Origin of the sequence: Pseudonocardia xinjiangensis, from assembly GCF_050948425.1 — a bacterium.
GTDB lineage: Bacteria > Actinomycetota > Actinomycetes > Mycobacteriales > Pseudonocardiaceae > Pseudonocardia > Pseudonocardia xinjiangensis.
The window spans coordinates 774273-799112 of the sequence record NZ_CP192009.1 but is presented as its reverse complement, the minus strand read 5'-3'; the positions used below and the strand labels follow the sequence as shown (position 1 = coordinate 799112).

At 72.5% G+C, this 24840-nt stretch carries 19 protein-coding genes, 1 tRNA gene and 1 riboswitch; of the genes, 7 read left to right on the top strand and 13 right to left on the bottom strand.

All coding sequences use genetic code 11. The features are described 5' to 3' along the window. Positions 1-3: 3 nt before the first annotated feature. From ACQPZA_RS03915 to mfd, 5 genes are all read right to left on the bottom strand, one after another. A complete protein-coding gene (locus ACQPZA_RS03915) occupies positions 4-774 on the bottom strand; it encodes a lytic murein transglycosylase (protein WP_433278442.1) in 771 nt (256 codons plus the stop codon). Positions 775-792: 18 nt separating this feature from the next. Continuing rightward, positions 793-1785: a MazG family protein gene (locus ACQPZA_RS03910; RefSeq protein ID WP_433278441.1), complete on the bottom strand. Its 993-nt coding sequence runs from the start codon at positions 1783-1785 to the stop codon at positions 793-795. A gap of 3 nt (positions 1786-1788) precedes the next feature. Next, the gene (locus tag ACQPZA_RS03905; protein WP_433278439.1) at positions 1789-2721 is read right to left on the bottom strand and encodes a SurA N-terminal domain-containing protein; all 933 of its coding nucleotides are present in this window, start codon (positions 2719-2721) and stop codon (positions 1789-1791) included. Between the two features lie 89 nt (positions 2722-2810). Then, positions 2811-3299 carry an RDD family protein gene (locus tag ACQPZA_RS03900; RefSeq protein WP_169396496.1) on the bottom strand — a complete coding sequence of 163 codons (489 nt, stop codon included), beginning with the start codon at positions 3297-3299 and terminating at the stop codon, positions 2811-2813. A 111-nt stretch (positions 3300-3410) separates the two neighbouring features. Next, a complete protein-coding gene (gene mfd, locus ACQPZA_RS03895; protein ID WP_433278437.1) occupies positions 3411-6989 on the bottom strand; it encodes a transcription-repair coupling factor in 3579 nt (1192 codons plus the stop codon). A gap of 200 nt (positions 6990-7189) precedes the next feature. Next, positions 7190-7299: riboswitch (guanidine-I (ykkC/yxkD leader) on the top strand. A gap of 52 nt (positions 7300-7351) precedes the next feature. Here mfd and ACQPZA_RS03890 point away from each other — a divergent pair. Beyond that, entirely contained in the window at positions 7352-8518 is a 1167-nt protein-coding gene (locus ACQPZA_RS03890) for an agmatinase family protein (RefSeq protein ID WP_433278435.1), read from the top strand. After that, on the top strand, positions 8515-10029 hold the full coding sequence (locus ACQPZA_RS03885; RefSeq protein ID WP_433278433.1) for an amino acid permease: 1515 nt from the start codon (positions 8515-8517) through the stop codon (positions 10027-10029). Before ACQPZA_RS03890 ends, ACQPZA_RS03885 begins: the two co-directional genes overlap by 4 nt. Positions 10030-10036: 7 nt before the next feature. Here ACQPZA_RS03885 and ACQPZA_RS03880 read toward each other — a convergent pair whose 3' ends face one another. Further along, complete coding sequence (locus tag ACQPZA_RS03880; RefSeq protein WP_433278431.1) at positions 10037-13402, bottom strand: S41 family peptidase; 3366 nt, start codon at positions 13400-13402, stop codon at positions 10037-10039. A gap of 123 nt (positions 13403-13525) precedes the next feature. Between ACQPZA_RS03880 and ACQPZA_RS03875 the strand changes: the two genes are divergently transcribed. Next, entirely contained in the window at positions 13526-14785 is a 1260-nt protein-coding gene (locus tag ACQPZA_RS03875; protein WP_433278429.1) for a PQQ-dependent sugar dehydrogenase, read from the top strand. A 137-nt stretch (positions 14786-14922) separates the two neighbouring features. Next, positions 14923-15807 carry a hypothetical protein gene (locus ACQPZA_RS03870; protein ID WP_433278427.1) on the top strand — a complete coding sequence of 295 codons (885 nt, stop codon included), beginning with the start codon at positions 14923-14925 and terminating at the stop codon, positions 15805-15807. 99 nt (positions 15808-15906) lie between these two features. Here the strand turns inward: ACQPZA_RS03870 and ACQPZA_RS03865 are convergent, their stop codons facing one another. From ACQPZA_RS03865 to ACQPZA_RS03840, 6 genes are all read right to left on the bottom strand, one after another. Then, the gene (locus ACQPZA_RS03865; RefSeq protein ID WP_169400465.1) at positions 15907-16179 is read right to left on the bottom strand and encodes a DUF2277 domain-containing protein; all 273 of its coding nucleotides are present in this window, start codon (positions 16177-16179) and stop codon (positions 15907-15909) included. A 92-nt stretch (positions 16180-16271) separates the two neighbouring features. After that, complete coding sequence (locus tag ACQPZA_RS03860) at positions 16272-17297, bottom strand: NAD-dependent epimerase/dehydratase family protein (protein ID WP_433278424.1); 1026 nt, start codon at positions 17295-17297, stop codon at positions 16272-16274. A 38-nt stretch (positions 17298-17335) separates the two neighbouring features. Continuing rightward, positions 17336-18007, bottom strand: a complete 672-nt coding sequence (locus ACQPZA_RS03855) for a PIG-L deacetylase family protein (protein WP_169400468.1) — start codon at positions 18005-18007, stop codon at positions 17336-17338. 4 nt (positions 18008-18011) lie between these two features. Beyond that, positions 18012-18848, bottom strand: a complete 837-nt coding sequence (locus ACQPZA_RS03850) for a glucose-1-phosphate cytidylyltransferase (protein ID WP_433278422.1) — start codon at positions 18846-18848, stop codon at positions 18012-18014. Continuing rightward, complete coding sequence (locus tag ACQPZA_RS03845; RefSeq protein ID WP_433282668.1) at positions 18845-20071, bottom strand: methyltransferase domain-containing protein; 1227 nt, start codon at positions 20069-20071, stop codon at positions 18845-18847. The genes ACQPZA_RS03850 and ACQPZA_RS03845 overlap by 4 nt, the downstream gene beginning before the upstream one ends. 211 nt (positions 20072-20282) lie before the next feature. Further along, on the bottom strand, positions 20283-21248 hold the full coding sequence (locus ACQPZA_RS03840) for an acyl-CoA desaturase (protein ID WP_433278420.1): 966 nt from the start codon (positions 21246-21248) through the stop codon (positions 20283-20285). Between the two features lie 222 nt (positions 21249-21470). On the opposite strand from ACQPZA_RS03840, the gene ACQPZA_RS03835 reads away from it, so the two are divergent. Together ACQPZA_RS03835 and tsaA are read left to right on the top strand one after the other, a co-directional pair. Beyond that, positions 21471-21541 (top strand) — tRNA-Gln (locus ACQPZA_RS03835). Positions 21542-21781: 240 nt separating this feature from the next. Beyond that, on the top strand, positions 21782-22195 hold the full coding sequence (gene tsaA / locus ACQPZA_RS03830; protein ID WP_433278418.1) for a tRNA (N6-threonylcarbamoyladenosine(37)-N6)-methyltransferase TrmO: 414 nt from the start codon (positions 21782-21784) through the stop codon (positions 22193-22195). Between the two features lie 279 nt (positions 22196-22474). On the opposite strand, the gene ACQPZA_RS03825 is transcribed toward tsaA, so the two are convergent. Beyond that, positions 22475-22912 (bottom strand): OsmC family protein, encoded by a 438-nt coding sequence (locus ACQPZA_RS03825; protein WP_169399320.1) that lies wholly within the window; start codon positions 22910-22912, stop codon positions 22475-22477. A gap of 418 nt (positions 22913-23330) precedes the next feature. On the opposite strand from ACQPZA_RS03825, the gene glmU reads away from it, so the two are divergent. Further along, a complete protein-coding gene (glmU, locus tag ACQPZA_RS03820; RefSeq protein WP_433278416.1) occupies positions 23331-24839 on the top strand; it encodes a bifunctional UDP-N-acetylglucosamine diphosphorylase/glucosamine-1-phosphate N-acetyltransferase GlmU in 1509 nt (502 codons plus the stop codon). Position 24840: the final 1 nt, after the last annotated feature.

Sequence of the window (24840 nt, the reverse complement as noted above, 5' to 3'; positions counted from 1 at the left end):
CGGTCAGGGGGCGGCCGCTCCTGCGTAGCGGTCCGCCGCCGCCCACACCAGCCGCGCGTAGGAGACCGACCGGTTGTAGGTCAGCACGCCGTCCCACCAGCCCGCTCCGCTGGCCGTGTCGCGCCCGTCGGCGCACAGGTAGGCCGCGGCGGCCGCGGCGGCGTCGTCGATCTGGAACGGGTCGCGCACGCCGTCGCCGTTGCCGTCGGCGCCGTAACGGGTCCAGGTGGTGGGCAGGAACTGCATCGGCCCCACGGCCCGGTCGTAGATCCGGTCCCCGTCGAGGCGGCCGCCGTCGGTGTCGCGGATCTCCTTGGTGCCCCGCGCGCCGTCCAGCGGCACGCCGATGATCAACGGCCGGGGCACGCCGTCGGCGCCGAGGGCGGCGCGGCCCAGCTGTCCGTGGTCGGACTCGACGCGGCCGATCGCGGCCAGGGTGGTCCAGGAGAGCCGGCAGCCCGGCGTGGCGGCCCGCTCCGACAGCTCGGCCGCCCCGTAGGCCCGCAACGCCCGGGCGGGCACGTGGCTGCGCTCGGCGACTCCCGCCGCCCATGCGGTGAGGTCGAGACCCGACTGCAGGGGCGCCGGCTGCGGGACAGGCGTGTTGCGGGCGACGTCGGCCGGTGTCAGCGAGTTGTCGGCACGCCGGGCACCGTCGTCCTCCCACCCGACGAGCACGACCCCGGCGATGAGCCCGACCACCGCGAGGACCAGCACCAGCACGGCGACACCGGAACGGCGACGGGGAGCATTCGGAGCGTTCCGGACAGCCACCCGATCAGGTTATCGATCTCAGGCGGTCGTGGGGTCGCCGTCGGTTCCACGCGACGACCTGCCCGGCCGGCGCGGCCAGTGGCGTTCCCAGGCGGCCGTGTCGAGCGAGTGCGGGTCGGCACCGGCCGCCGCGGCGGCCCGCTCGGCGGCCCGCACGTCGTCGGCGAAGCGGCGGGCGGCGCCGCGGAGCTCGGCCTCGGGATCGATGCCCGCGAGCTTGGCCGCAGCGGCCGCCGCGAACAGCTGCTCGCCCACACCCGGCCCGGCAGGCAGCAGCTCGGCGGGCAGGCCGGCGCGCGCGGTGCGGCTGGTCAGCTTCGCCGCGAGCGCGACGGCGGGCTGGCCGAGCGGCACGCCGTCGACGCTGGACTCCCGGCGCTTCTCGGCGCGCTTGAGCTCCTCCCAGCGGTGCTCCTGGCCCTGCGCGGTGTCGATCGTCTCGGTTCCGGCGAAGACGTGCGGATGCCGTCCGACGAGCTTCGCGACGAGGTCGGCCGCGACGTCGTCGATGTCGAAGGGAGCCGCCTGCCCGGTGAGGCCGGGCTCCGCGGCGATCCGGGCGTGGAACAGCACCTGCAGCAGGACGTCGCCGAGCTCCTCACGCATCGCGTCCCGGTCACCGTCCTCGATGGCCTCGTAGAGCTCGTAGCACTCCTCGACCAGGTACTGCAGCAGCGACGCGTGGGTCTGCTCGGCGTCCCAGGGGCAGCCTCCCGGCGAGCGCAGCCGGTCCATCACGGCGACGGCGTCGAGCAGCGCCGCGCCCGGCACCTCGGGCGCCCGGATCACGGTGTCGGCCACCGCGAGCATCGGGTGCGCGTCGTGGGTGGTGAGCAGGACCCCGCCGTCCGGGACGTCCTCGCCCCGGGACGCGCCGGCGGCAGCGGCCACCTCGTCCGAGACCGACGCGTCCGCCACCACGACCGCAGCGGCCCGCAGCGCGGGGAGCGCGGCGGCCGGGACGGCGTGCGGCGTGCGGGCGGAGAGGACGACGACGGTGCGCGAGGCCACCGCTCAGCCCGCGGTGGCCGGAGCTGCGGCCGGCGCGGTGGACCCCGGCTGCAGGACGATGCCCGCCTGCTGGTCCTCGGCGACCACGCGCAGCTGGATCGGGTCCCACACCCCGTAGCGCGGGTTGACCCGGACCCCCACCCGTTCGGCGTCGGGCTGCAGCAGCCGCTCGCCGATGGCGGTGAGCTGCGACTGGCTCATGTTGCTGACCGTGGCCGGGTCGGACGGGGCGTCGGTGCGCCGGTCGGTCACCCGGAAGACGATCCAGGTGCTCTCCTGCGGGTTGGGCTGGAACGCGACCACGGACCCCTTGGGCACCCCGAACAGCACGCTGCTCGCCTCGTTCGGGTTCGACGCGGCCTGCACGCTGGTGCCCCGTTCGGACATGCGGGGATCGTTGAACAGCGCGTCGGCGGCCGGGCCGCCCGCCGCGAGCGTCTGGGCCTTCGCGGTGGCGTCGGCGCGGGAGGTGGCTCCCACCAGGTCGACCGTGACGGCGAGGCCACCCACCGAGCGCTGGGCCAGCTGTGCGGCGGTGAGGTCGTCGCGCACCCGCTGGCGCAGGGTCGTGGCGTCGTAGAGCGACCCGTCGACGACCGCGTCCGTGCCGCCGCTGCCGGCGAGCTCGGCGTCGATCTGGGCGTCGGTCACGACGATGCCTTCGGCGGCGGCGCGCCGCTGCAGCAGGTCGTGCAGCACCTCGCGGGTGACGATGCTGCGCGCGAGGTCGGCCGTCGTGCCCCCCTGCGCGGTGATCTGGGCGATCTGGTCGGTCTTGGCCAGCGCGGTGTCGAGCTGCGACTGGACCTGCCCGAGCGGCACGGCATCACTGCCGACGATCACCGCCGACCCCGCCTGATCCGGCCCGCCGCACCCACTGACCACTGCGCCCACGACCGCTACGGCCACTGCGACGCGCCCCACCTGCCTGCGCACGGGCCACACTCTTTCACGGCCTCGACCCCCGGCCACCGGCGCCCGTACCGTCCGGCCCCGTCGGTGACCTCACAACGCGGCGGGACGGGTCAGAAGTCGGCCTGGACCACCAGCGTGGAGCACACCTTGTCGGCGAAGGTCTGCCGCTCCTCGTCCCAGAGCGGCCACAGGTAGCCGAGGCCGAGCGGCAGCCCGTCGAGCAGATGGGCGAACTGGCGCCCGACCGCGCGCCGGAACCCCACCGGCAGCCCGGTGTCCGTCGCCACGAGCCGCACGCCGAGCGCCATCTTGCCGATGCTCTGCCCGGAGGTGCCCTGGCGGTACCCGCTGTTCCACAGCAGGAAGACGATCGACACGACCGCGGCCAGGACGTAGACGACAGTGATCATCCGCAGGTCGCGGGTGAGCAGCGCGGCGATCAGGACGGTGATCAGCAGGCCGGTCGGGATGCCGACGTCGATGAGGAACGCACCCACCCGCTGGCCGTAGGTGGCAAGGGCGGGGGCCCCGGTCTGCACGGCGCGACGCGAGAGCATCGGGCCGGAGGACGGCCGGGGCTCCGGGTGGGGAACGGACACGCGACGCTCCGGATGTCATGCCCTGCCCCGGGCCGTTCCCAGGAGGGCTCCTGTCTGGAACCTCTCCCGGGAGACGGCCGGCGTTACCGCCCGTCCCCCGTTCGGGAAAGGTCAGACGGCGGCCGGCACCTTTGCCGGGGACAAGAGGTCGCGCAGGAGCTTCGCGCACCACTCCAACAGCTCGACGTCGCGCAGGGGCGCTCCGCCGATCCGGCCGCTCTCCACGGGCTTCGGCACGACGACCGCCCGCGCGGCCGGGCGGTAGACGGCCTTCGGGTGCAACCGCTTGAGCCGCATCTGCGCCGAGTCGGGCAGGTCCACCGGACCGATGCGGATGCCGTTGCCCGCCACCGCCACCTCCGCGACGCCCAGCGATCGGCAGGTCTGGCGGAACGCCGCGACGGCGAGCAGGTTGCGCACCGCCGCGGGCGGCTCCCCGTAGCGGTCGGTGAGCTCCTCGACGATCGCGTCGAGCGCCTGGCCGTCGCCGGCCTCGGCGATCTTGCGGTAGACCTCCAGCCGCAGCCGCTCGCCCGTGACGTAGTCGTGCGGGACGTGCGCGTCCACCGGGAGGTCCACCCGCACGTCGGCGAGCTGCTCGACGTCCTCGCCCTCGCCCGCGCCCGCCTGCTGCCGGAACGCGGCGACGGCCTCGCCGACCAGCCGGATGTAGAGGTCGAACCCGACGCCCGCGATGTGGCCGCTCTGCTCGGCGCCCAGGATGTTGCCCGCGCCGCGGATCTCCAGGTCCTTCATCGCCACCGCCGTGCCGGCCCCGAGCTCGCTGTGCTGGGCGATCGTCGCGAGGCGGTCGTGCGCGGTCTCGGTGAGCGGGTGCTCCGGGGGGAAGAGGAAGTACGCGTACCCGCGTTCCCGGCCACGCCCCACGCGCCCGCGCAGCTGGTGGAGCTGGGAGAGCCCGAGGGTGTCGGACCGCTCGACGATGAGCGTGTTGGCGTTGGAGATGTCGAGGCCGTTCTCGACGATCGTGGTGCAGACGAGCACGTCGAACTCGTTGTGCCAGAACCCGGCGACGGTGCGCTCCAGCAGGTCCTCGTTCATCTGCCCGTGCGCCACGGCGATGCGCGCCTCCGGCACCAGCTCGCGGATCTTCCGCGCGGCGCGGTCGATCGTGGAGACGCGGTTGTGCACGTAGAACACCTGGCCGTCGCGCAGCAGCTCACGCCGGATCGCCGCGCCCACCTGCTTGTCGTCGTAGGCGCCGACGTAGGTGAGCGTGGGGTGGCGGTCCTCGGGCGGGGTGGTGATCGTGGACATCTCCCGGATGCCGGCGAGGCTCATCTCCAGCGTGCGCGGGATGGGCGTGGCGCTGAGGGTGAGCACGTCGACGTACGTGCGCAGGGCGGTGATGTGCTCCTTGTGCTCCACGCCGAAGCGCTGCTCCTCGTCGACGATCACGAGGCCGAGGTCCTTCCATCGGATGCCGGTCTGCAGCAGGCGGTGGGTGCCGACCACGACGTCGACCGTGCCGTCGGCGAGGCCCTCGATCGTCTGCTTCCCCTCGGCCGCGTCGGTGAACCGCGAGAGACCGCGCACGGTGACCGGGAAGGCGCGCATCCGGTCGGAGAAGGTCTGCAGGTGCTGGGTGGCCAGCAGCGTGGTGGGCACGAGCACCGCCACCTGCTTGCCGTCCTGCACGGCCTTGAACGCCGCCCGGACCGCGATCTCCGTCTTGCCGAAGCCCACGTCGCCGGAGATCACCCGGTCCATCGGGACCGGGCGCTCCATGTCCTGCTTGACCTCCTCGATCGCCGCGAGCTGGTCGGGGGTCTCGGTGAACGGGAAGGCGTCCTCGAGCTCGCGCTGCCACGGGGTGTCGCCGGCGAACGCGTGGCCGGGCGAGGACTGCCGCGCGGCGTAGAGCTGCACCAGCTGCGCCGCGATCTGCCGGACGGCCTTGCGGGCGCGTCCCTTCGTCTTGGCCCAGTCGCCGCCGCCGAGCTTGTTGAGCGTGGGCACCTCGCCGCCGACGTAGCGGCTGATCTCGTCGAGGGAGTCGGTGGGGACGAAGAGGCGGTCGGCGGGCTGGCCCCGCTTGGACGACGCGTACTCGAGCACGAGGTACTCGCGGGTCGCGCCGCCGACGGTGCGCTCGCGCATCTCGACGAACTTGCCGATGCCGTGCTGGGAGTGCACGACGTGGTCACCGGGCTTGAGCGTCACGAGGTCGACGGTGACCCGCCGCCTGCTCGGCAGCTTCCGGGTCTCCGCCTGCCCGGTGCGGTTGCCGGTGAGGTCGGCCTCGCTGAGCACGGCGAGCGAGCTCGCGGTGGCCGTGAAGCCCTCGGTCAGCCGTCCGCAGGTGACCGTGACCAGGCCGGCCTCGGGCGCCTCTGCCAGCCGGTCGACGAGCGTGGCCGGGACGTCGGCCTCCCGCATCTGCTCCAGTGAGCGCTGCGCGGTGCCCTGGCCGCCGACCACGAGGACGGCGGTGCCGCCCGCCGTCACGTGGGCCCGCAGGTCGACCAGCGCGCGGTCGGTGTCGCCCCGGTAGGACTCCACCTCGTGGACGGCGGGCGCGAGCGCGTCCTCGCGCCCGCTCAGCAGCGGGCTGAGGGTGACCACCGGGCGCCCGGTGGCCGTGGCGTGGTCGAGGACGTCGTCGAGGTCGCGGTAGGCCGACGCACCGACGTCGATCGGCGCCGAGCCACCCGTACCGGCGGCGAACCAGCTCGCCTCCAGGAACTCCTGCCCCGTGCGGACCAGGTCGGCGCTGCGGGTGCGGATCCGCTCCGGGTCGGCGAGCAGCACGACCGCGTCCGCCGGCAGCAGGTCGGTGAGCAGCTCCAGCTCGCCCCCGACCAGCGCCGGGACGAGCGACTCCATGCCCTCCGTCGGGATGCCCTGCGCCAGGTGCTCCAGCAGCTCACGCAGCTGCGGGTTGTTCTCGTGGGCACGAGCCAGCGCGGCGGCGCGCTCCCGCACCGGCTCGGTGAGCAGCAGCTCCCGACAGCCCGGCGCGAGCAGCTCCTCGACGGGCGCGACGGAGCGCTGGTCGGCCACGGCGAAGTAGCGAAGCTCGGTCACCTCGTCGCCCCAGAACTCGACGCGGACCGGGTGCTCCGCCGTGGGCGGGAAGATGTCGATGATGCCGCCGCGCACCGCGAACTCGCCGCGGGTGGTGACCATCTCGACGCGCGTGTAGGCGAGCTCGACGAGCCGGACGAGCAGCGCCTCGAAGTCGGCGGTGTCGCCCACCCGCAGCTGGACGGGGTCGAGCCGGCCCAGGCCCGGCGCGATGGGCTGGATGAGGCTGCGGGCCGCGGTGACCACCACGCGGGGCGCGGTCTCGGGGCGGGCCAGCCTGCGGAAGATCGACAGCCGCCTGCCGACCGTGTCCGGACGGGGCGAGAGCCGCTCGTGCGGCAGCGTCTCCCACGACGGGAGGACGGCAACGGAACCGGCGTCGAGCAGGTCGGCCGCGGCGGCGCCGAGGTCCTCGGCCTCCCGGTCGGTGGCGGTGACGGCGAGGACGGTGCGGCCCGCGCCGCCCGCGTCCGCCGCGGTGCCGAAGGCGGCGGCGAGGACGGGGCGCAAGGCTGCGGGGCCCTCGATCCGGAGGGCGGGCACCTCGGCGGTGGTGGTGCGGGCGTCGCGTGCGGCGTCCACCACGGCGCGCAGATCGGGGTCGGACAGGGCGGAGCGGAGCAGACCGGAGAGCTTGGCCACGGTTCGGGATACCCCTCGCGGAGGTGGAGGTGGGCAACGCAGACAGACCCCTACCCGGGACGATCGCCCCCGGCGGGGCCTACGCCCTCAGCCTACGCCCGCCCCCACGAGCCCCGGCCGGAGATCGGATTCACAAGCGGGTAACGGTGGCGGCGCATGTCGGCAACACGGCGTGCCTCTACTGGTCGGGACTCACACGCGTGAGGCGCGTCTAGGGTTCCGCCCCCGGTCACGGGGGGTCTGGTCCGAGAGACGCAGGCGGTCGCGGCAGGTGCGGCCGCCCCCACGGCGGGACAAAAGCCCGGGAGACAGCTGGTGGCACCGGCTGCTCGCGGTCGGTTCCCCCCACCGTGAGGAGCGTCGTGCACTACCACCCCCAGCAGCCCGATCGGACCACCGACGGCCAGATCCACGACAACTACGGCCCCGAGGCGGCGTTCGCCGTCCAGGCCGAGGCGGGCCTGCCCTCCACGAAGTGGGAGGAGGAGGTGGCCCGCGGCCTGGAGCTCGGGCTGCAGGGCGCCGACTCCATCGTCGACCGGCGCATCCCCACGTTCTCCCGTGGCGAGCTGCCGCACTTCGCCGGAATCAACACCTTCCTCAAGGCGCCCTACGTCGAGGACGTGCGCCGCTGCGGCGAGTACGACGTCGCCGTGCTCGGCGCCCCGTTCGACGGCGGCACGACCTACCGTTCCGGCACCCGCTTCGGGCCGCAGGGCATCCGCAAGATCTCCGCGCTCTACGGGCCGTACAGCTTCGAGCTCGGGGTGGACCTGCGGGAGTCGATCACCATCGGCGACCTCGGCGACATCTTCACGATCCCCGGCAACATCGAGAAGACGTTCGACCAGATCACCAAGGCCGTGTCGCACGTGTACGAGAGCGGCGCGTTCCCGGTGGTGCTGGGCGGCGACCACTCGATCGGCTACCCCACCACCCGCGGCGTCGCACCCCACCTGAACGGCGGCAATCTCGGGATCATCCACTTCGACCGCCACGTCGACACCCAGGAGACCGACCTCGACGAGCGGATGCACACCACGCCGTGGTTCCACGCCACGGATCTCCCGAACGTCCCGGCGAAGAACCTGGTGCAGATCGGCATCGGCGGCTGGCAGGCCCCACGGCCCGGTGTGAAGGTGGGCCGCGAGCGCGGCACCACGATCATGACGGTCACCGACTGCGTCGAGATGGGCATCGAGGACGCCGCGCAACGCGCGCTCGACGTGGCGTGGGACGGCGCCGACGCCGTCTGGCTCTCGTTCGACGTCGACTGCCTCGACGCGGCGTTCGTGCCCGGCACCGGCTGGCCCGAGCCGGGCGGTTTCCTGCCGCGCGAGGTGCTGAAGTTCATCCAGATCATCGCCGACGCGCGTCCGCTCGCCGGCATCGAGGTCGTCGAGTGCTCCCCGCCCTACGACAACGCCGAGATCACGGCACTGATCGCCACCCGGGTCATCTGCGACACCCTCGGCTGCCTCGTGCGCTCGGGGCACCTGCCGGCAGCCCGCAAGGACCGCAACTCGTGACCGCCGTCGCGCCCGGCACCGCGCGTCCCGACTCCGACGACCTGGCAGCGCTGGGCTACTCCCAGCAACTGCACCGCGGGCTCGGCCCGTTCTCCTCGTTCGCGTCGGGGTTCTCGTTCGTCTCGATCCTGACCACGGTGTTCCAGCTCTTCACCATCGGCTTCGGTTTCGGTGGCCCGGCCTACATCTGGACGTGGCCGATCGTCTTCGTCGGGCAGTTCGCCGTGTGCCTGGTGTTCGCCGAGCTCGCCGCCCGCTACCCGGTGGCCGGCGCGATCTACCAGTGGTCGCGCCGCGTCGCCACCGACCCGGTGGGCTGGATGGCCGGCTGGCTGATGCAGATCGGCTACATCATCAGCGTCGCCGCGATCGCGATCGCGCTGCAGGCCGTGCTGCCCGCGGTGTGGAGCGGCTTCCAGCTGGTCGGCACCGACCCCTCCCCCACCTCGCCCGACGGGGCGCGGAACGCGATCATCCTCGGCTCCGTCTGCATCGCGCTGTGCGTCGCGATCGCGTCCTTCGGCGTCACCAGGATGGCGCTGATCACGCGGATCGGCGTGACGTTCGAGATCGCCGGGGTGCTGCTGGTGATCGTGCTGCTGTTCCTGCACGCCCAGCGCGGCCCGTCCGTGGTGTTCGAGACCAACGGGGTGCAGGGCGACGGGCCCTACGTCTTCCCGTTCCTGGCCTCGATGCTCATGGCCGCGTACGTGATGTACGGCTTCGACAGCGCCGCGGAGCTGTCGGAGGAGACCAACGACCCCCGCCGCACCGCGCCGAAGGCGATCACGCGCTGCATGCTGATCTCCGGGGCGGGCGGCGGGCTGCTCATCCTCGCCACCCTGATGGCGGCCCCCGACATCATGTCGCCGCAGCTGTCGGCGGAGGGCATCTCCTACGTCGTGACGGCCCAGCTCGGCGACGTACTCGGCCGGATCGTGCTGGCGGTGGTCGCGATCTCGATCTTCTCGGCGGCGCTGGCCATCTCGGCGTCGGCGACCCGGGTGATGTTCTCGATGGCCCGAGACGGGCGGCTGCCCTTCTCCGCAGCGCTGTCCGCGGTGTCGCCGCGGACGCACACCCCGATCCTGCCCGGCGTCGTCGTCGGGGTGCTCTCGATCGGGGTGCTGCTGATCAACCTGGGCCAGACCAGCGTCTTCGCCACCGTCACGAGCGTGTCCGTCGTGATCGTCTACCTGGCCTACCTGTTCGTGACGGTGCCGCTGCTGTGGCAGCGGCTGCGGCGCAACCCCGGCCACGTCCCCGACCCCGCCTACTTCACCCTGGGCCGCTGGGGCCTGCCCGTGAACGTGGTGGCCGTCGTGTTCGGCGTGTTCATGCTGGTCAACGTGGGCTGGCCGCGGCAGGAGGTCTTCGACCCCGACGGGCACAGCTGGGTGCTGCAGTACGCGGGGCCGCTGTCGGTGGTGGTCGTGGTGGCGCTCGGGCTCGTGGCGTACCGGGGGATGCGCAGGCAGCGCCCGGTACGCCACGAGCCGGCGCAGGGCTGACCGCCGGTCAGGGGCGGGGCGGGAGCTCCGGGCGGCGACGGCTCGGCCGGGTGGCGACGTCGGGCGGCCGCACGGCGGGCCGTTCGGCCAGCGCCTCCAGCGCCATGTCGACGGCCCGCTCCAGCTGGGGGTCGCGCCCCGCCACCCAGTCCTGGGGCGCGATCACCACCTCGACGTCGGGGTCGACCCCGTAGTTCTCGACCCCCCACTGCGTGTCGTCGAACCAGAACGCGTAGCGCGGCTGCGTCACGCGGGTGCCGTCGACGAGGGCGTAGCGGCTGTCGATGCCGATCACCCCGCCCCAGGTGCGCACCCCGACCACCGGGCCGATGCCGAGGCGCTTGATCGCCGCGGTGACGATGTCACCGTCGGAGCCGGAGAACTCGTCGGCCAGCGCCACGACGGGGCCGCGGGGGGCGTCCTCGGGGTAGGTCGTGGGCTGGCGGTGCCGCGGCATGTCCCACGCGATCACCTTGCGTGCGAGCTTCTCCACCACCAGCTGGGACGTGTGGCCGCCGCTGTTGCCGCGGACGTCGAGGATCAGCCCCTCGCGGCTGGTCTCCCGGCTCAGGTCCCGGTGCAGCTGCGCCCAGCCCGGCGCCATCATGTCGGGCACGTGCAGGTAGCCGAGCCTGCCGTCGGACCGGTCGGCCACGAACGCCCGCCTGCCCGCCACCCAGTCCTGGTAGCGCAGGGAGGCCTCGGACCGCAGCGGTCGCACCACGACCCGGCGCACCTCGCCCGCGTCCTCGCGGTCGGGCCCGGAACGCACGGTGAGCTCCACGAGCTCGTCGGCCCGGGAGACGAGCAGCGGCGCCGGCCCGTACTCGGGGTCGACCTGCTTGCCACCGACCTCGAGGATCACGTCACCCGCCCGCACGTCCACACCCGGACCCGACAGCGGGCTCCGCGCGGCGGGCGCCGACGTCTCCGGGGGCAGCACGCGCACCACCCGCCACCCGTCGTCGGCCGGCTCGAGATCGGCGCCGAGCAGCCCCGGCTGGCCGGTGTGGTCGCCGCCGCCACGGCCCACCACGTACGCGTGCGACGTGCCGAGCTCTCCCTGCAGCTCCCACATCAGGTCGACGAGGTCGTCGTGGCTGCCCACGGCGTCGACGAGCGGGCGGTACCGGGCGATCTCCGCGTCCCAGTCCACGCCCGCCATGTCGGGGCTCCAGAAGTGGTCGCGCATCAGCCTGCCGGCCTCGTCGAACATCTGGCGCCACTCGGCGGCGGGGTCCACCGTGACGACGATGCGCCGCGTGTCGATCTCGAACTCGTCGCCGTCGCCCTCACCGGGCGCCGCGGAGCCGGGCCGGTCGGTGCGCAGCACCCGCAGCGACGCCCCGTCCCGCACGACGAGCCGCGACCCGTCCCCGCTCACGGCCGCCCAGGTGACGGGATCGGCGATCACGTCGAGCTTGCGGCGCACCAGGTCGTAGCGCTCCAGCACCGGCCGCTCGGCCTTCTCGGCGGTGCCGGCGCGGGTGTCGCCCAGCACCCCGGAGACCGGGCTGCGGTACCACAGCAGGCAGTCCTTCCCGGCCTGCATCCCGCTGTAGCGGGCCGCGACGACCGGCACCGGCACCACGCGGGCCGCGAGGCCGTCGACATCGACCACCACCTCCGGCGGGGCGTCGTCCGTCTTCTTCTCCGGCTTCGCCGTGACGCCCTCGCCGTCGGCGGCCGGCTCGGCGGACGGGTCCGTGTCGGCCGGGGCGGGCGGGTCCTCGGGGCCCTCCTCCTTCGGCGAGACGGGGCGCCCGTCCGGGCTCGCCCCGAACGGCGATGGCGTGCGGGCGGCCAGGGGCACCACGAACGGTCGCCACGACGCCGCGAAGGTGAGGTCGAAGGAGTGCTCGTCGTAGATCGGGTCGAAGGTGCGGCGGGACAGGAAGGCCAAGTACTTTCCGTCCGAGGTGAACGTGGGGTCGGTGTCGGCGAAGCGCGGCTCGGTGACGGCCACCAGCGTGTCGTCCGCGAGCCGGGCCATCATGATCCGCGTGAGGCCGGACTCCACGGGGTCGCAGTAGGCCAGCCACGCGCTGTCGGGCGACCAGCAGAGGTCGCTGATCTCACCGTCGGCGCCCCGCGCCAGCTCGCGGAGCTCCCCGGCGCGGTCCCCGGCGAGCTCGAGCACCAGCAGCCGGCCGTCGTGCGCGGACAGGGCCACCTTCGACCCGTCGGGGGCGGCGGCCAGTTCCAGCACGCGGCCCACCTCCCCCACGCCGTGGCGGCGCAGCGGCTGCGCGCCGTCGGCCCGCTCGTCCAGCGGGGCCACGCAGACCGCGTCCTCCCCCTCGACGTCGTCCACCCAGACCACCCGGTCCTCGCCCAGCGGGCGGGCCAGCCGGGCCCGGGCGCCCGGCTGGGCGAGCAGCGTGCGCGCCGGCCCGTCGCGGTGGGTGAGCCGGTGGACGGTGCCGCGCACCAGCGCGATGCTCGTGCGCCCGGTGCGGTCGGGCGCGGCCCAGGCCAGCTCGTCGGCCGTGCGCACGCGGAACGGGTCGCGGGCCGTGCGCGGGCCGCCGAGCCGGACGTCGAGCCGCCGGGGGGTGGCGGAACCGTCGAGCGAGTCGAGGATCCACAGCTCGCCCGCCGACTCGTACACCACCCGCTCACCGTCGGTGCTCGCGTGCCGGACGTAGAAGGCGGGCGCGTCGGGACCACCGTGGTCGGTGTGGCGCCGCAGCCCGGTGCCGTCGGCCCCGAGCGAGTAGATGTTGCCCCAGCCCTCGTGGTCGGAGATGAAGCCGATGCGCAGGCCGTCGCCGGTGCCGACGAGCATCGGCGACGCGAGCTGGCCGTCGAGGTCACCGGCGAGCCGCACGAACTCGCCGGACCCGGTCGGGTCCCACCAGAGCTTGCCCGCCGTGCCGCCCCGGTACCGCTTCCACCAGGCCGCCTCCCGCGACATGACGCTGGTGACGACCACCGCCGGGCTGTCGTCCGCGGCCAGCGCGACGTCGGAGACCGGTCCGAGGTCCAGCCTGCGCGGCGTGCCGCCCGTCGCCGGGATCGCGTAGGCCCACCCGCGGCGCGGCGACGCCTGCCCCACCGTGCTCACCGCGAGCACCTCGCCCGCGGGCGTCCACCCGATCGTCTGGGCCCGCGGGTCGGCCCAGTAGGTCAGCCGGCGCCCACCCCCGCCGTCGACGTCGCTGACGAACACCTCGGGAGCGCCGTCGCGCCACGACGTCCACGCGACCCGCGTGCCGTCCGGGGAGAGGCGAGGTGTGGCGACCGGTACGTCGTCCGCCGTGAGCCGGTAGGCCCTCCCCCCGGACACCGGCGCGGTCCAGACGTCGTTCTCGGCCACGAACACGAGGGTGTCGGCATGCAGGTGCGGAAAGCGGAGGTAACTGCGGGGCATGGTCGAGACCGTAGCGATCACCGACGGCGCAGGGACCCCGTAGATCGTCCGAATAGTGAGTCTTCCTGCGTCTTTGGGCGTTGCACACGCCACTCTCACCCGGACGGCGGCAGGATGCCGCTCATGCTGGGGTGCACGGCACGACCGACCGGGCGGACCACGACCATCCGATACGCCGTTGCCGCCACCGCGGCCGCGATGCTCGGGCTGGCCGGATGCACGGCACCGGAGGCCGGCTCCGTGGAGGGCGGCGCCCCGAGCCCACCGGCGGCCGCCCCGGTCGGCCCCGCCCGCACCGGCACCCCGCAGTTGCAGGTGAGTGAGGTCGCGGGGGGCCTGTCGCACGTGTGGGACGTGGGGGTCCTCCCCGACGGCCGCGTGCTGGTCACCCAGCGCGACGGCCGGATCGCGCTGCTGTCGAGCGCCCGGCCCGGAGCCACGGTCACGCGGGTGACCGCCGACGTCTCCGACGTGTTCGTCCGCGGCGAGGGCGGCATGATGGGCATGGTCGTGCACCCCGACTTCGCCCAGACCCGCCGGTTCACCACGTGCCAGACCCACATGCAGGGCAGCACGCCGACCGACGTCCGGCTGGTCACCTGGCAGCTCTCCACCGACGGCACCTCGGCGTCGCGGGTGGCGGACCCGCTGGTCGGGGGCATGCCGATCAATCAGTCCGGCCGTCACTCGGGCTGCCGGCCGACGGTCGGCGCGGACGGCGCGCTGCTCGTGGGCACCGGCGACACCGCGCGCGGCACCATCCCCCAGGACCTCACGTCGCTGGGTGGCAAGGTGCTCCGCATCGACCTCGCCACCGGCGGGCCGGCTCCGGGCAACCCGTTCGCCGACGCCGGCAACCCCGCGCAGCGGCTCGTCCTGAGCTACGGGCACCGCAACGTCCAGGGCGTGGCCGTCTCGCCGAGCACCGGCTGGGCGTACTCCGCCGAGCACGGCCCCACCACCGACGACGAGGTCAACCTCCTGCGGCCGGGCGCCAACTACGGCTGGGACCCCTCCCAGGGCGGCACCGTCGGCGGGTACGACGAGTCGGTACCGATGACCGACCTCAAGCGCTTCCCCGACACGGTGCCCGCCGCCTGGAGCTCCGGCAGCCCCGTGGAAGCGGTGTCCGGCGCGGCGTTCCTCTCCGGGCCGCAGTGGGGTGATCTCGACGGCGCACTCGCGGTGGGCGCGCTGCGCGGGGAGAAGCTCCTGCTCATGCGGGTGGGGGCGGACGGGTCGGTGACCGAGGTGACGGTCCCGCCCCCGCTCGACGGCGCGTACGGGCGGCTCCGCGCCGTGCGCCTCGCCCCGGACGGCGCGCTGCTGGTGTCCACGTCCAACGGCTCGGACGACCGCGTGCTCCGGATAGATCCCGTCTGACCGTTTCCGGTCGGCAACTACTACCATTGTTAGTGCTGTGACCTACTATGTTCCCTCGTAGGGCTGGTCGTCCGGCTGGTGCGGTAACCTCCATACGCGAAGTTGCAGGGCAATCGACCGGAGAAGTGAGGAATTGCGTGATCACGCTCTACCTGAACCGACAGATCGCCGACGACCGCCGACGTGAATCGCTGTTCTCCGGCGATTTCTACCTCTACACCGGCCTGCCCGGCGCGGCTGCATTGGTGAAGCACGCGGAGAACCTCATCGCCGAGACCTTCGGCGACCTCGACCCCGAGCGTGCCCAGTTCGAGATGGGTGTCGACGAGTTCATCACCCGGGTCGGCCCGCTCAAGTCCGAGTTCACCAACGGACAGCGCACCAAAGAACTGTGCCAGCAGTTCGCCGTCGACTTCGGGGTCGACCCCGACCGCACCTATTTCGATATCCCCCGGCTGCGCGTGATTCCCGCCGAGAACTACCTCACCGCCGGCGTCAGCTACAACTACAAGGCGCACCGCGACATGTGGTACGGCCACCCGCAGCAACTGGTCAACTACTGGGTGCCAGTTTTCCCCGTCGTCGGTGACAACGTCATGAGCATGTACACCGACTTCTTCGACAAGCCCGTCAAGAACGGGTCCAACCAGTACGACTACGACGAGTGGGTGGCCAAGCACCGGCACGCCGCCGCCGAGAAGACCACCACCGACGACCGCCCCCACCCGCTCCCGCTCGAGGAGATCGACTCCCGCGGCGAGATCCGCATCGCCGGTGGCGCCGGGGACGTGATGATGTTCTCCTCGAACCACCTCCACGCGTCGGCGCCCAACCTCTCGGGCGTCACCCGCTTCTCCTACGACCTGCGCACCATCAACATCGACGACGTCCGCGCCGGCCGCGGCCCCCGCAACGTCGACAGCGGTGCCACCGGCACCACCCTCGGCGACTTCCTCCGCGTCTCCGACCTCGCCCCCCTCAAGGCCGACGAGTTCGCCGACGCCCTGGCGGCCGCGCAGTAGCACCACCCGCCGCCGCGCGCTGCCGCCCTGGGGCGAGCGCGCGGTGGCGGCCGCCGACCCCCACCGGTCGCGCAGCGCTGGTGGCCCGGTGCGCGGGCCTCAGCCGGTGGCGTAGCGCGCGGCGGCCCGCTCACGGGCCTTCGCCGCCTCCACCTCACGGTTCTTCGGCGGCGCCGCGGTCACCAGTTCGTCGAGCAGCCGGTGCGTGGCAGCGGTGACCGCCTCGACGGCCCTGGCGAACGCCTCCGCGTTGGCCTGCGAGGGCGTGGCGCTGCCACTGATCTTGCGCACGTACTGGAGAGCCGCGCCGTGCACCTCATCCCGCGTGGCAGGCGGCTCGAAGTTGTGCAGAGTCCGAATATTCCGACACATACCCCCAATCCTGCCCCAGGCCGCCGCATTTCGGAGCCAGAATGCTGCTACGGAGGGGTCTCCAGCAGCACTACGGCTCCACAGTCACCTCGTCAGGCCTGTACCCGCATGCTTTCGTCCAGTTCCCCTGCCTTCTGGCGGCGGTTCAGGACTGCCAGGCGCGTGAACTCGTTGTCGAACGCGTCCTGCGTGAGGCCGCGGGCGCGGTACTCCTTCGCGAGCTGCTCCGCGCCGTCCGGGATGCTCCACGCAGCCTCGAACTCGAGCTCCTTGCGCGCCCGGGAGAAGTCCACGCGGTAGGAGCGCGGGTCGTTGCCGGCCTCGCCGGTGATCTCCAGCTCGGCTCCCGGCACGGCCTCCACCACGGCCTGGGCGATCTCGGCGACGGTGCGGTTGTTCTTCTCGGTACCCACGTTGAACGCCCGCGCCCGGACGACGTCGGCGGGCGCCGCGAGCCCGGCCACGACGGCGCCGGCGATGTCCTCGGCGTGTGCCAGCGGACGCCACGGCGTGCCGTCGGAGAGCACGGTGACCTTGCCGGTGAGGATGGCCCGGCCGACGAGGTTGTTGAGCACGATGTCGGCACGCAGCCGCGGCGAGAACCCGAACGCGGTGGCGTTGCGCAGCGAGAACGGCACGAAGTCGCTGTCGGCGAGCTCGGCCAGGTCGTCCTCGACGCGCACCTTGGAGATCGCGTACGGGGTGACGGGCTTGAGCGGCGCGTCCTCGTCGACGAGGTTGTCGCCGGACTGCGCGCCGTACACGGAGCAGGTGGAGGCGTAGGCGAAGCGGGCGACGCCCGCCTCCTTGGCCAGCCGCGCGAGGCGGGTGGACGCGTGGTGGTTGATGTCGTAGGTGATCTCGGGGGCGAGCGAACCCAGGGGGTCGTTGGAGAGAGCCGCCATGTGGACGACGGCGTCGAAGCCCTGCAGCTGGTCGACGGTGACGTCCCGCAGGTCGGTGCTGAGGCCGGGCACGTCCGGGGTGTCGAGCGAGCCGAGCACGCAGTCGGCGAACAGGCCGCTGTCGAGCCCGGTCACCTCGTGGCCTGCCGCGGTGAGGATCGGGGCCATCACGGTGCCCAGGTAGCCCTGGTGACCGGTCAGCAGAACTCGCACGGGGATCCCTTCGAGTGGTTCGTCTGGCGGGGTGGGACCTAGTCCACCGGGTCGAGCCCGGTGAGGGGAGCGACTCCGAGCACGAGCTTCGACGTGTGGAACGCCTCGGCGTACCGCGCATGGCACTGCACACCGCGGATGCGGGCCAGGCCGCCGAACGTCTCGGCGTCGAACCAGCTGCGGTCGCGCTGCGACCCGTAGTGCTCGTGCAGCTTGGCGACCTTCTCGCGCAGCACCGGCTCGGCCAGCGGCAGGTACACGGTGGGCTGCGCGAGGTCGCTCTCCCACTTGAGGATCTCGTAGCCCAGCGTGAGGTTGTCGCGGAAGACCGTGGGCACGAGCTTCGCGAGCGTCCGGTGGTCCTGGTGGGCGTCGTGCGGCGACGGCGCGAAGATGATGTCCGGCTCACCGAGGGTGCGCAGCTCCTCGACGGCGAGCTTGGCGCGCTCCCACCGCGTGGGGACGCGCCCGTCGGGCAGGTCGAGGACGGCGACCTCCAGCTGGGCACCCGGGCAGAAGGCGGCCAGCGCGGCGCGTTCCTCCTCCTCCCGCAGCGAGCCGCCGCCGGTGAGCACCAGCGCGGAGACGCTCACTCCGGGATGCGCGCGACAGAGCTCGATGAGGGACCCGCCTGCGCCGATCGCGATGTCATCGCAATGGGCGCCGAGCAGCAGGATCCGGTCGATGCGTTCCGGCAGCAGGCTCAGCACGATCTCATCGCTCGATGTTGGCGTCGTTCATCGCCGCGATGGCTGCCTGCAAGGGGTCGCGGTCAGCGGCCGGGCCCTCCCAGAGCATCCACGGGCGGGTGCCGCTCTGGTAGGCGGCCTCCAGGGCGGTGCGCTCCTTGACCGTGTCGGCCGGCTGCCAGAACCCCCGATGCCGGAACGCCATCATCCGGCCCTCCTTCGCCAGCACCGCACACCCGTCCTCGATCAGATCCCCGTTCTCCGGGATGTAGTCGAAGATCTCCGGCCGCAACACGAAGTACCCCCCGTTCTCCCACAACGGCAGCTGCTGCAACGTCGTGATCGACGAGATCCGATCATCAGCCGCCACATCCACACAGTGGAACGCCGACTGCGGCGGCACCGCCAGCAACGCCCCCACCGCATCCGAGGCCGCGAACTTGCCCACCATGTCGTCCAACGGCAGGTCGGTCAGCACATCGGCATAGTTGGCCAGGAACATCTCCTCGCCCTCCACCAACGCCCGCACCCGCCGCAACCGCTCCCCGATCGGCGAGTCCAACCCCGTGTGCACGAACGTGATCGTCCAGTCCTGAATGTCCGAACCCAGCAGCTCCACACTCCCCCCGCGGAGCACGAAGTCGTTGGACGCGGTCTCGGAGTAGTTCAGGAAGAAGTCCTTGATGTGATGCGCCCCGTACCCCAGACACAACACGAAATCCTTGTGCCCGAAGTGCGCGTAGTACCGCATCACGTGCCAGATCAGCGGCCGCGGCCCCACCGGATGCATCGGCTTCGGCAGATCCGAGACCCCGTCCCGCATCCGCATCCCGTAACCACCGCAGAACAGCACGACCTTCACGCGACCACCTCGAGCGCCGGAATCGGGAAGACCAGCCGCCCGCCCCACTCGCGGACGTAGGACAGCTGCTCGATGAGCTCGTCGCGCAGGTTCCACGGCAGGATCAGGACGTAGTCCGGCCGGTCCTTCGCGATCTGTTCCGGCGGGAGCACCGGAATCCGCGTGCCGGGCGTGAACCGCCCGTGCTTGTACGGGTTGCGATCCACCGTGTACGCCAGCAGGTCGGGGCGGATGCCGCAGTAGTTCAGCAGCGTGTTGCCCTTGCCGGGGGCCCCGTAGCCGACCACCGTCTTGCCGGCCCGGCGTGCCTCGATGAGGAACGCGACGAGGTCGTCACGCACCCGCGACACCGCTACGGCGAAGCCGTCGTGGCCCTCGGGTGTGTGCAGCCCCGCGGCCTCCTCGGCGGCGAGCACGGCACGCACCCGCTCGGACGGCTCACCGGCGATCTCGCTGGGCCGGGCCCACATCCGGATCGAGCCGCCGTGGGTGTCGAGCAGCTCGACATCGACGAGGGTCAGGCCGCCCGACGCGAGCGCGCGCTGCCCGGTGAGCAGCGTGTAGTACTGGAAGTGCTCGTGGTAGATCGTGTCGAACTGGGTGCGCTCCACCAGTGTCAGCAGGTGCTGCACCTCGATCGAGACCCAGCCGTCGTCGGCCACCATCGCCCGCAGCCCCTGGGTGAACCCGACGACGTCGGGGATGTGGGCGTAGACGTTGTTCAGGCAGACGAGGTCGGCCCCACCGTGCTCGGCGCGCACGGCCGCGCCGGTCTCCGGGGTGAGGAACGCCGTGAGGGTCGGCACCCCCTTCTCGCGGGCCGCCTCCCCCACGTTGACCGAGGGCTCGACGCCCAGGCAGCGGATGCCCCGCTCGACCACGTGCTGGAGCAGGTAGCCGTCGTTGCTCGCCACCTCGACGACGAACGAGTCGGGCCCGAGACCCAGCCGCTCGACGGAGTCGTCGACGAAGCGCTTCGCGTGCTGCACCCAGGAGCTGGAGAACGACGAGAAGTAGGCGTACTCGGTGAAGGTCTCCTCCGGCGTGATCAGCGGAGGTAGCTGCGCGAGCAGGCACTGGTTGCACACCCGCACGTGCAGCGGGTAGGTGACCTCGGGACCCTCCGCCGCATCGGCCGTGAGGAACAGCTCGCACGGCGGGGTGGCGCCGAGGTCGAGGAAGCTCCTGAGCTCCGCGGATCCGCAGAGCCGGCAGGTGATCAGCGGGGCTGCCGGGGGCGCGTCACCCGCCTGGACCGCGTTCTCGGTCAGCACTGCGGCGCCCCCCCGATCGTGTCGCGCCGGCGACCGTTCTCCAGTCTGCGCACGGGGGTCAGTGTTCCACGACAGCCCTGCCCTCCCCCGGGGGTGGGTCACCCGCGTGGGCCAGCGCAGGCGCCGCCACCCCCGGAACGGGCCCCTTCCGGAGGGGTGGTCAGGAAGTCGCCGTCTCCTGGCTGCTGAGCCGGGCGAGCCGCTTCGGGGTGGGCCAGCGCACGTCGTACGCCCAGCCGAGCTTCTCGAAGATCCAGATCAGCCGGGCGGAGATGTCGATCTGGCCGGGCAGGACGCCGTGCCGCGCGCACGTCGGGTCGGCGTGGTGCAGGTTGTGCCACGACTCGCCCATGGACAGCACCGCGAGCGGCCAGAAGTTGCGCGACCTGTCCCGCGAGCGGAACGGGCGCTTGCCGATCATGTGGCAGATCGAGTTGATCGACCAGGTGACGTGGTTGGAGAGCGCGAGGCGCACCAGGCCGCCCCAGAAGAACCCGGTGAGCACCCCGACCCACGACCACGAGATGAGCCCTCCGAGCACGGCGGGCAGCAGCAGGCTCACCGCCACCCAGATCCCGAACGTGCGGCTGACCCTGACGATCGCCCGGTCGGCGAGCAGGTCGGGGATGAACCGCCGGTGGTTGGTCTCGTTGCGGTCGAAGAACCAGGTCATGTGGGCGTGCAGGAAGCCCTTGGCCACGGCCGCGGGCGACGTGCCGAACAGCCACGGGGAGTGCGGGTCGCCCTCGCGGTCGGAGAAGGCGTGGTGGCGGCGGTGGTCGGCCACCCAGTTCAGGACGTTGCCCTGCACGGCCAGCGAACCGGTGATCGCCAGCGCGACCCGCAGCCACGGCTTGGCCTTGAACGACTTGTGCGTGAAGTGGCGGTGGAAGCCCACCGTGACGCCCAGCACCGCGGGGACGTAGAACACGCCGAGGAGGACGAGATCGTGCCAGTCCACGCCCCAGCCCCAGGCCAGGGGGACGGCCGCCGCGAGCGCGACCATCGGCATCGCGACGAACACGTAGATCATCGAGTGCTGGAACGCGGTGCGCCGGCCGGAGATCACCGGGTTGGGGTCCGATATCGGCCGACCGGCGTCGGCATCCTCGACGGTGGCGGTCATGGGGCTCCTCGCGGCTGGGGGTTCAGGGGGTGACGGCCGGACCGACCCGCGCGACGGACCGCGGACCACATCCCGTCCCGGAGGCTAGGTGATCGGGACCGACCACACAGCCCCCGCAACGGGAACAACAGGCGAATCGCCCGGTTCGCCACGCCCTCCCCCGCGTACCCGGCCACGGTCCGGCGCAACCCCGTTCCCGCTGCGTGACAGGATGAAGGTCTGTCCGCCGTGGTGTAACGGCAGCACCTCGGATTTTGGTTCCGATGGTCCAGGTTCGAATCCTGGCGGCGGAGCAGCAGGTCAAGGCCCCCATGGAGATCCATACCGGCATCGGCCGGACGCGCCGCGCCTGCGGTGGCCGCCCGGCGGGACCCGCCCGGAGCCGGGACGACCAGGGCGGCGACCTGACACCGGAGCGGTTTTCGTCACATCGATGAAATCCGGGCGTCACGTCCGCGGGAAACAGGACGAACCGGAGCCGGGAGGCCCGGTACCCTACCGACCGGCGCAGATGCTGTTCCCGGGAGGATCTCGTGAGCGAGGACCGGTACGTCCTGCGCCCGATCGGCCGCGTCGAGTCGCCCCTCGACGATCGCGATGCCGCCCCGAAGCAGGGCAGCGAGGGCTCGCCCGTCGCCCGGCTGGTCCTCGACGGCGCCGTGGCCGACGGGATGCGCGACCTGCAGGTCGGTGCCGAGATCATCGTGGTGACGTGGCTCGACCGCGCGCGGCGCGACGTGCTCGCCGTCCATCCCCGCGACGACCGGAGCAACCCCGAGCGAGGGGTGTTCAGCACCCGCTCCGCCGATCGGCCGAACCCCATCGGATTGCACCGCGTGACGATCAGCGCGATCACCGGCTCGACCATCGAGGTGCACGACCTCGAGGCACTCGACGGCACTCCGGTCCTCGACCTCAAACCGGTGCTCCACCCCTTCGACCGCTGAGCCGGGCGGCGGCCGGACACGACTCCGGGGCGGCCCCGCCTCAGCAGGACCGCCCCGGGTCGTCGATCAGTTACTGGTGTTCGGTCGGCAAGCTCCGCTGAACTCCGTTGTTCGCTCCGCAAGCTCCGCTCAGCCGCGGATGCTCGCTTCGCGAGCCTCCGCTAGCGCCCGTTCGGCGGCTGCGGCGGCGGCTCGGGCGGACGCCCGTTCCCCGTGCACCTCATGCTTTCCCCTGTTCGTCGTTCCCCCTCGGATCCCGCGGGTTCGCGGGATCCCCGATCACTCCAGACCGGCGTCCAGAGTGATCGTCGTGCCGGCCAGCGCCTTACTGACCGGGCAACCTTCCTTGGCCGCCTGAGCGGCCTTCTCGAACCCCTCCGCGTCGAGGCCTTCGACCTCGCCGCGGACGGTGAGTGTGATGCCCGTGATCGCGAACCCGCCCTTGGGGTCCGGTCCGAGGGTCACGGCGGCGGTGACGTCCAGCGACTGCGGAGTGCCGCCCGCCTGGGCGATGAGCGCGGACAGCTGCATCGCGTAGCAGGACGAGTGCGCTGCCGCGATGAGCTCTTCCGGGCTGGTGGTGCCGCCCGCCTCGTCCGCCGTCCGCTTCGGGAAGCTGACGTCGTACGTGCCGACACCGCTGCTCGTGAGCTCGACCTGGCCGGCTCCCTGTTCCAGGGTGCCGTTCCAGGCCGTGCGGGCGGTGCGAGTGGGCATCTGAGCCTCCGGAGAGCGGGGTTGTGATCTTCCGTCTGGCACAACCCCTGAGACAGGAAAACCGTTCACCTGGGAGCGTTCTCTGAGACGACCGGTGGCGGATCGACGGCGAACGGTCTGTCCGCGATCGGGGAGTCACCACCTCCGGGGTTGCTTCGCCAGGAAGTCGTCGAACATCGGGACGCCGTTACGCGGATCGAAGATCCGGTGCCGGCCACGGCGGCGGGTCCGCACGGGGACGGACGGCATCGGTGCAGGTGACGGGGTCGGCCCAGTGGGACTTACGGCGCGGTACCTGCGGACCCCGTAGGATTTCCGGGTCCCCGACGCCGACATCGGAGCGTTCCTACGCGCCGGTACGGCCTCGCCGTCCGCTCGCCGAGCTGACCACGAGCAGTAGAACCAGGGAGTGGGCTCCATGGTCGACAGTCACGAGCCCGGATACGCCGGTGACGCCGCACCCGTGCGGCCGGCCGCCGCGATCGTGCTGGCCGCGGGCGAGGGCACCCGGATGCGCTCGGCACTGCCGAAGGTGCTGCACGCGATCGCCGGCCGCAGCCTCCTCGGCCACGCCGTGCACGCGGTGGCCGCACTGCGGCCCGAGCACCTCGTCGTGGTCGTCGGCCACGGCCGCCGCCAGGTCGGTGACGCCGTCGCCGCACTCGGTGACGAGCTGGCCAGGCCGGTGCTCGCGGCCGTGCAGGAGCAGCGGCTCGGCACCGGGCACGCCGTCCGGTGCGCGCTGGACGTCGTGCCCGCCACGATCACCGGCCCCGTCCTCGTCACCTACGGCGACGTCCCCCTGCTCGAACCGGAGACCCTCGGCGCGCTGCTCGGCGCCCACGCCCGCTCCGGGGCCGCGCTCACGCTGCTCACCACCGAGCTCACCGACCCCACCGGGTACGGCCGCGTGCTGCGCGAGTCGGACGGCACCGTCACCCGGATCGTCGAGGAGGCCGACGCCTCGCCGGAACAGCGGGCCGTCACCGAGGTCAACTCCGGGGTGTACGCGTTCGACGCCCAGTACCTCATGGCCGCGATCAGCAGGCTGCGCACCACCAACAGCCAGGGTGAGCTGTACCTCACCGACCTCGTCAAGATCGCCCACGACGACGATGTCGACGTGCGCGCCGTCCGGTGCGCCGACGGGTGGCAGGTGCGCGGCGTCAACGACCAGGTCCAGCTCGCCGCCATCCGCGCCGAGCTGAACCGGCGGCTGCTCGAGCGCTGGATGCGCAGCGGCGTCACCGTCGTCGACCCGAACACCACCTGGACCGACGTCCAGGTCCGGCTGGCGCCCGACGTCGTGCTGCACCCGGGCACCCAGCTGCACGGCGCCACCTCCGTCGCGGGCGGAGCAGAGGTCGGCCCCGACACCACGCTCACCGACTGCGAGATCGGCGAAGGCGCCAGCGTCATCCGGGTGCACGGCACCGGCGCCAGCATCGGGGCGGGCGCGTCGGTCGGGCCGTTCGCCTACCTGCGTCCGGGAGCCCGGCTCGGTGAGCGCGGCAAGATCGGCACGTTCGTCGAGGTCAAGAACGCCGACATCGGGGCGGGCAGCAAGGTGCCGCACCTCAGCTACGTCGGGGACGCCACGATCGGCGAGTACAGCAACATCGGCGCGTCCTCGGTGTTCGTCAACTACGACGGCGTGCGCAAGCAGCGCAGCGTCGTCGGCTCGCACGTCAAGACCGGCTCGGACAACACCTTCGTCGCCCCGGTGCAGATCGGTGACGGTGCCTACACGGGCGCCGGCACCGTCGTCCGCGAGGACGTCCCACCGGGGGCGCTCGCGGTGTCGGCGGGAGCACAGCGCACGATCGAGGGATGGGTCGAGAAGAAACGACCCGACACCCCCGCTGCCGAGGCCGCCGCACGAGCGAACGACCCGGCGAACGACGGTCATGGAGGCACACCACGGTGAG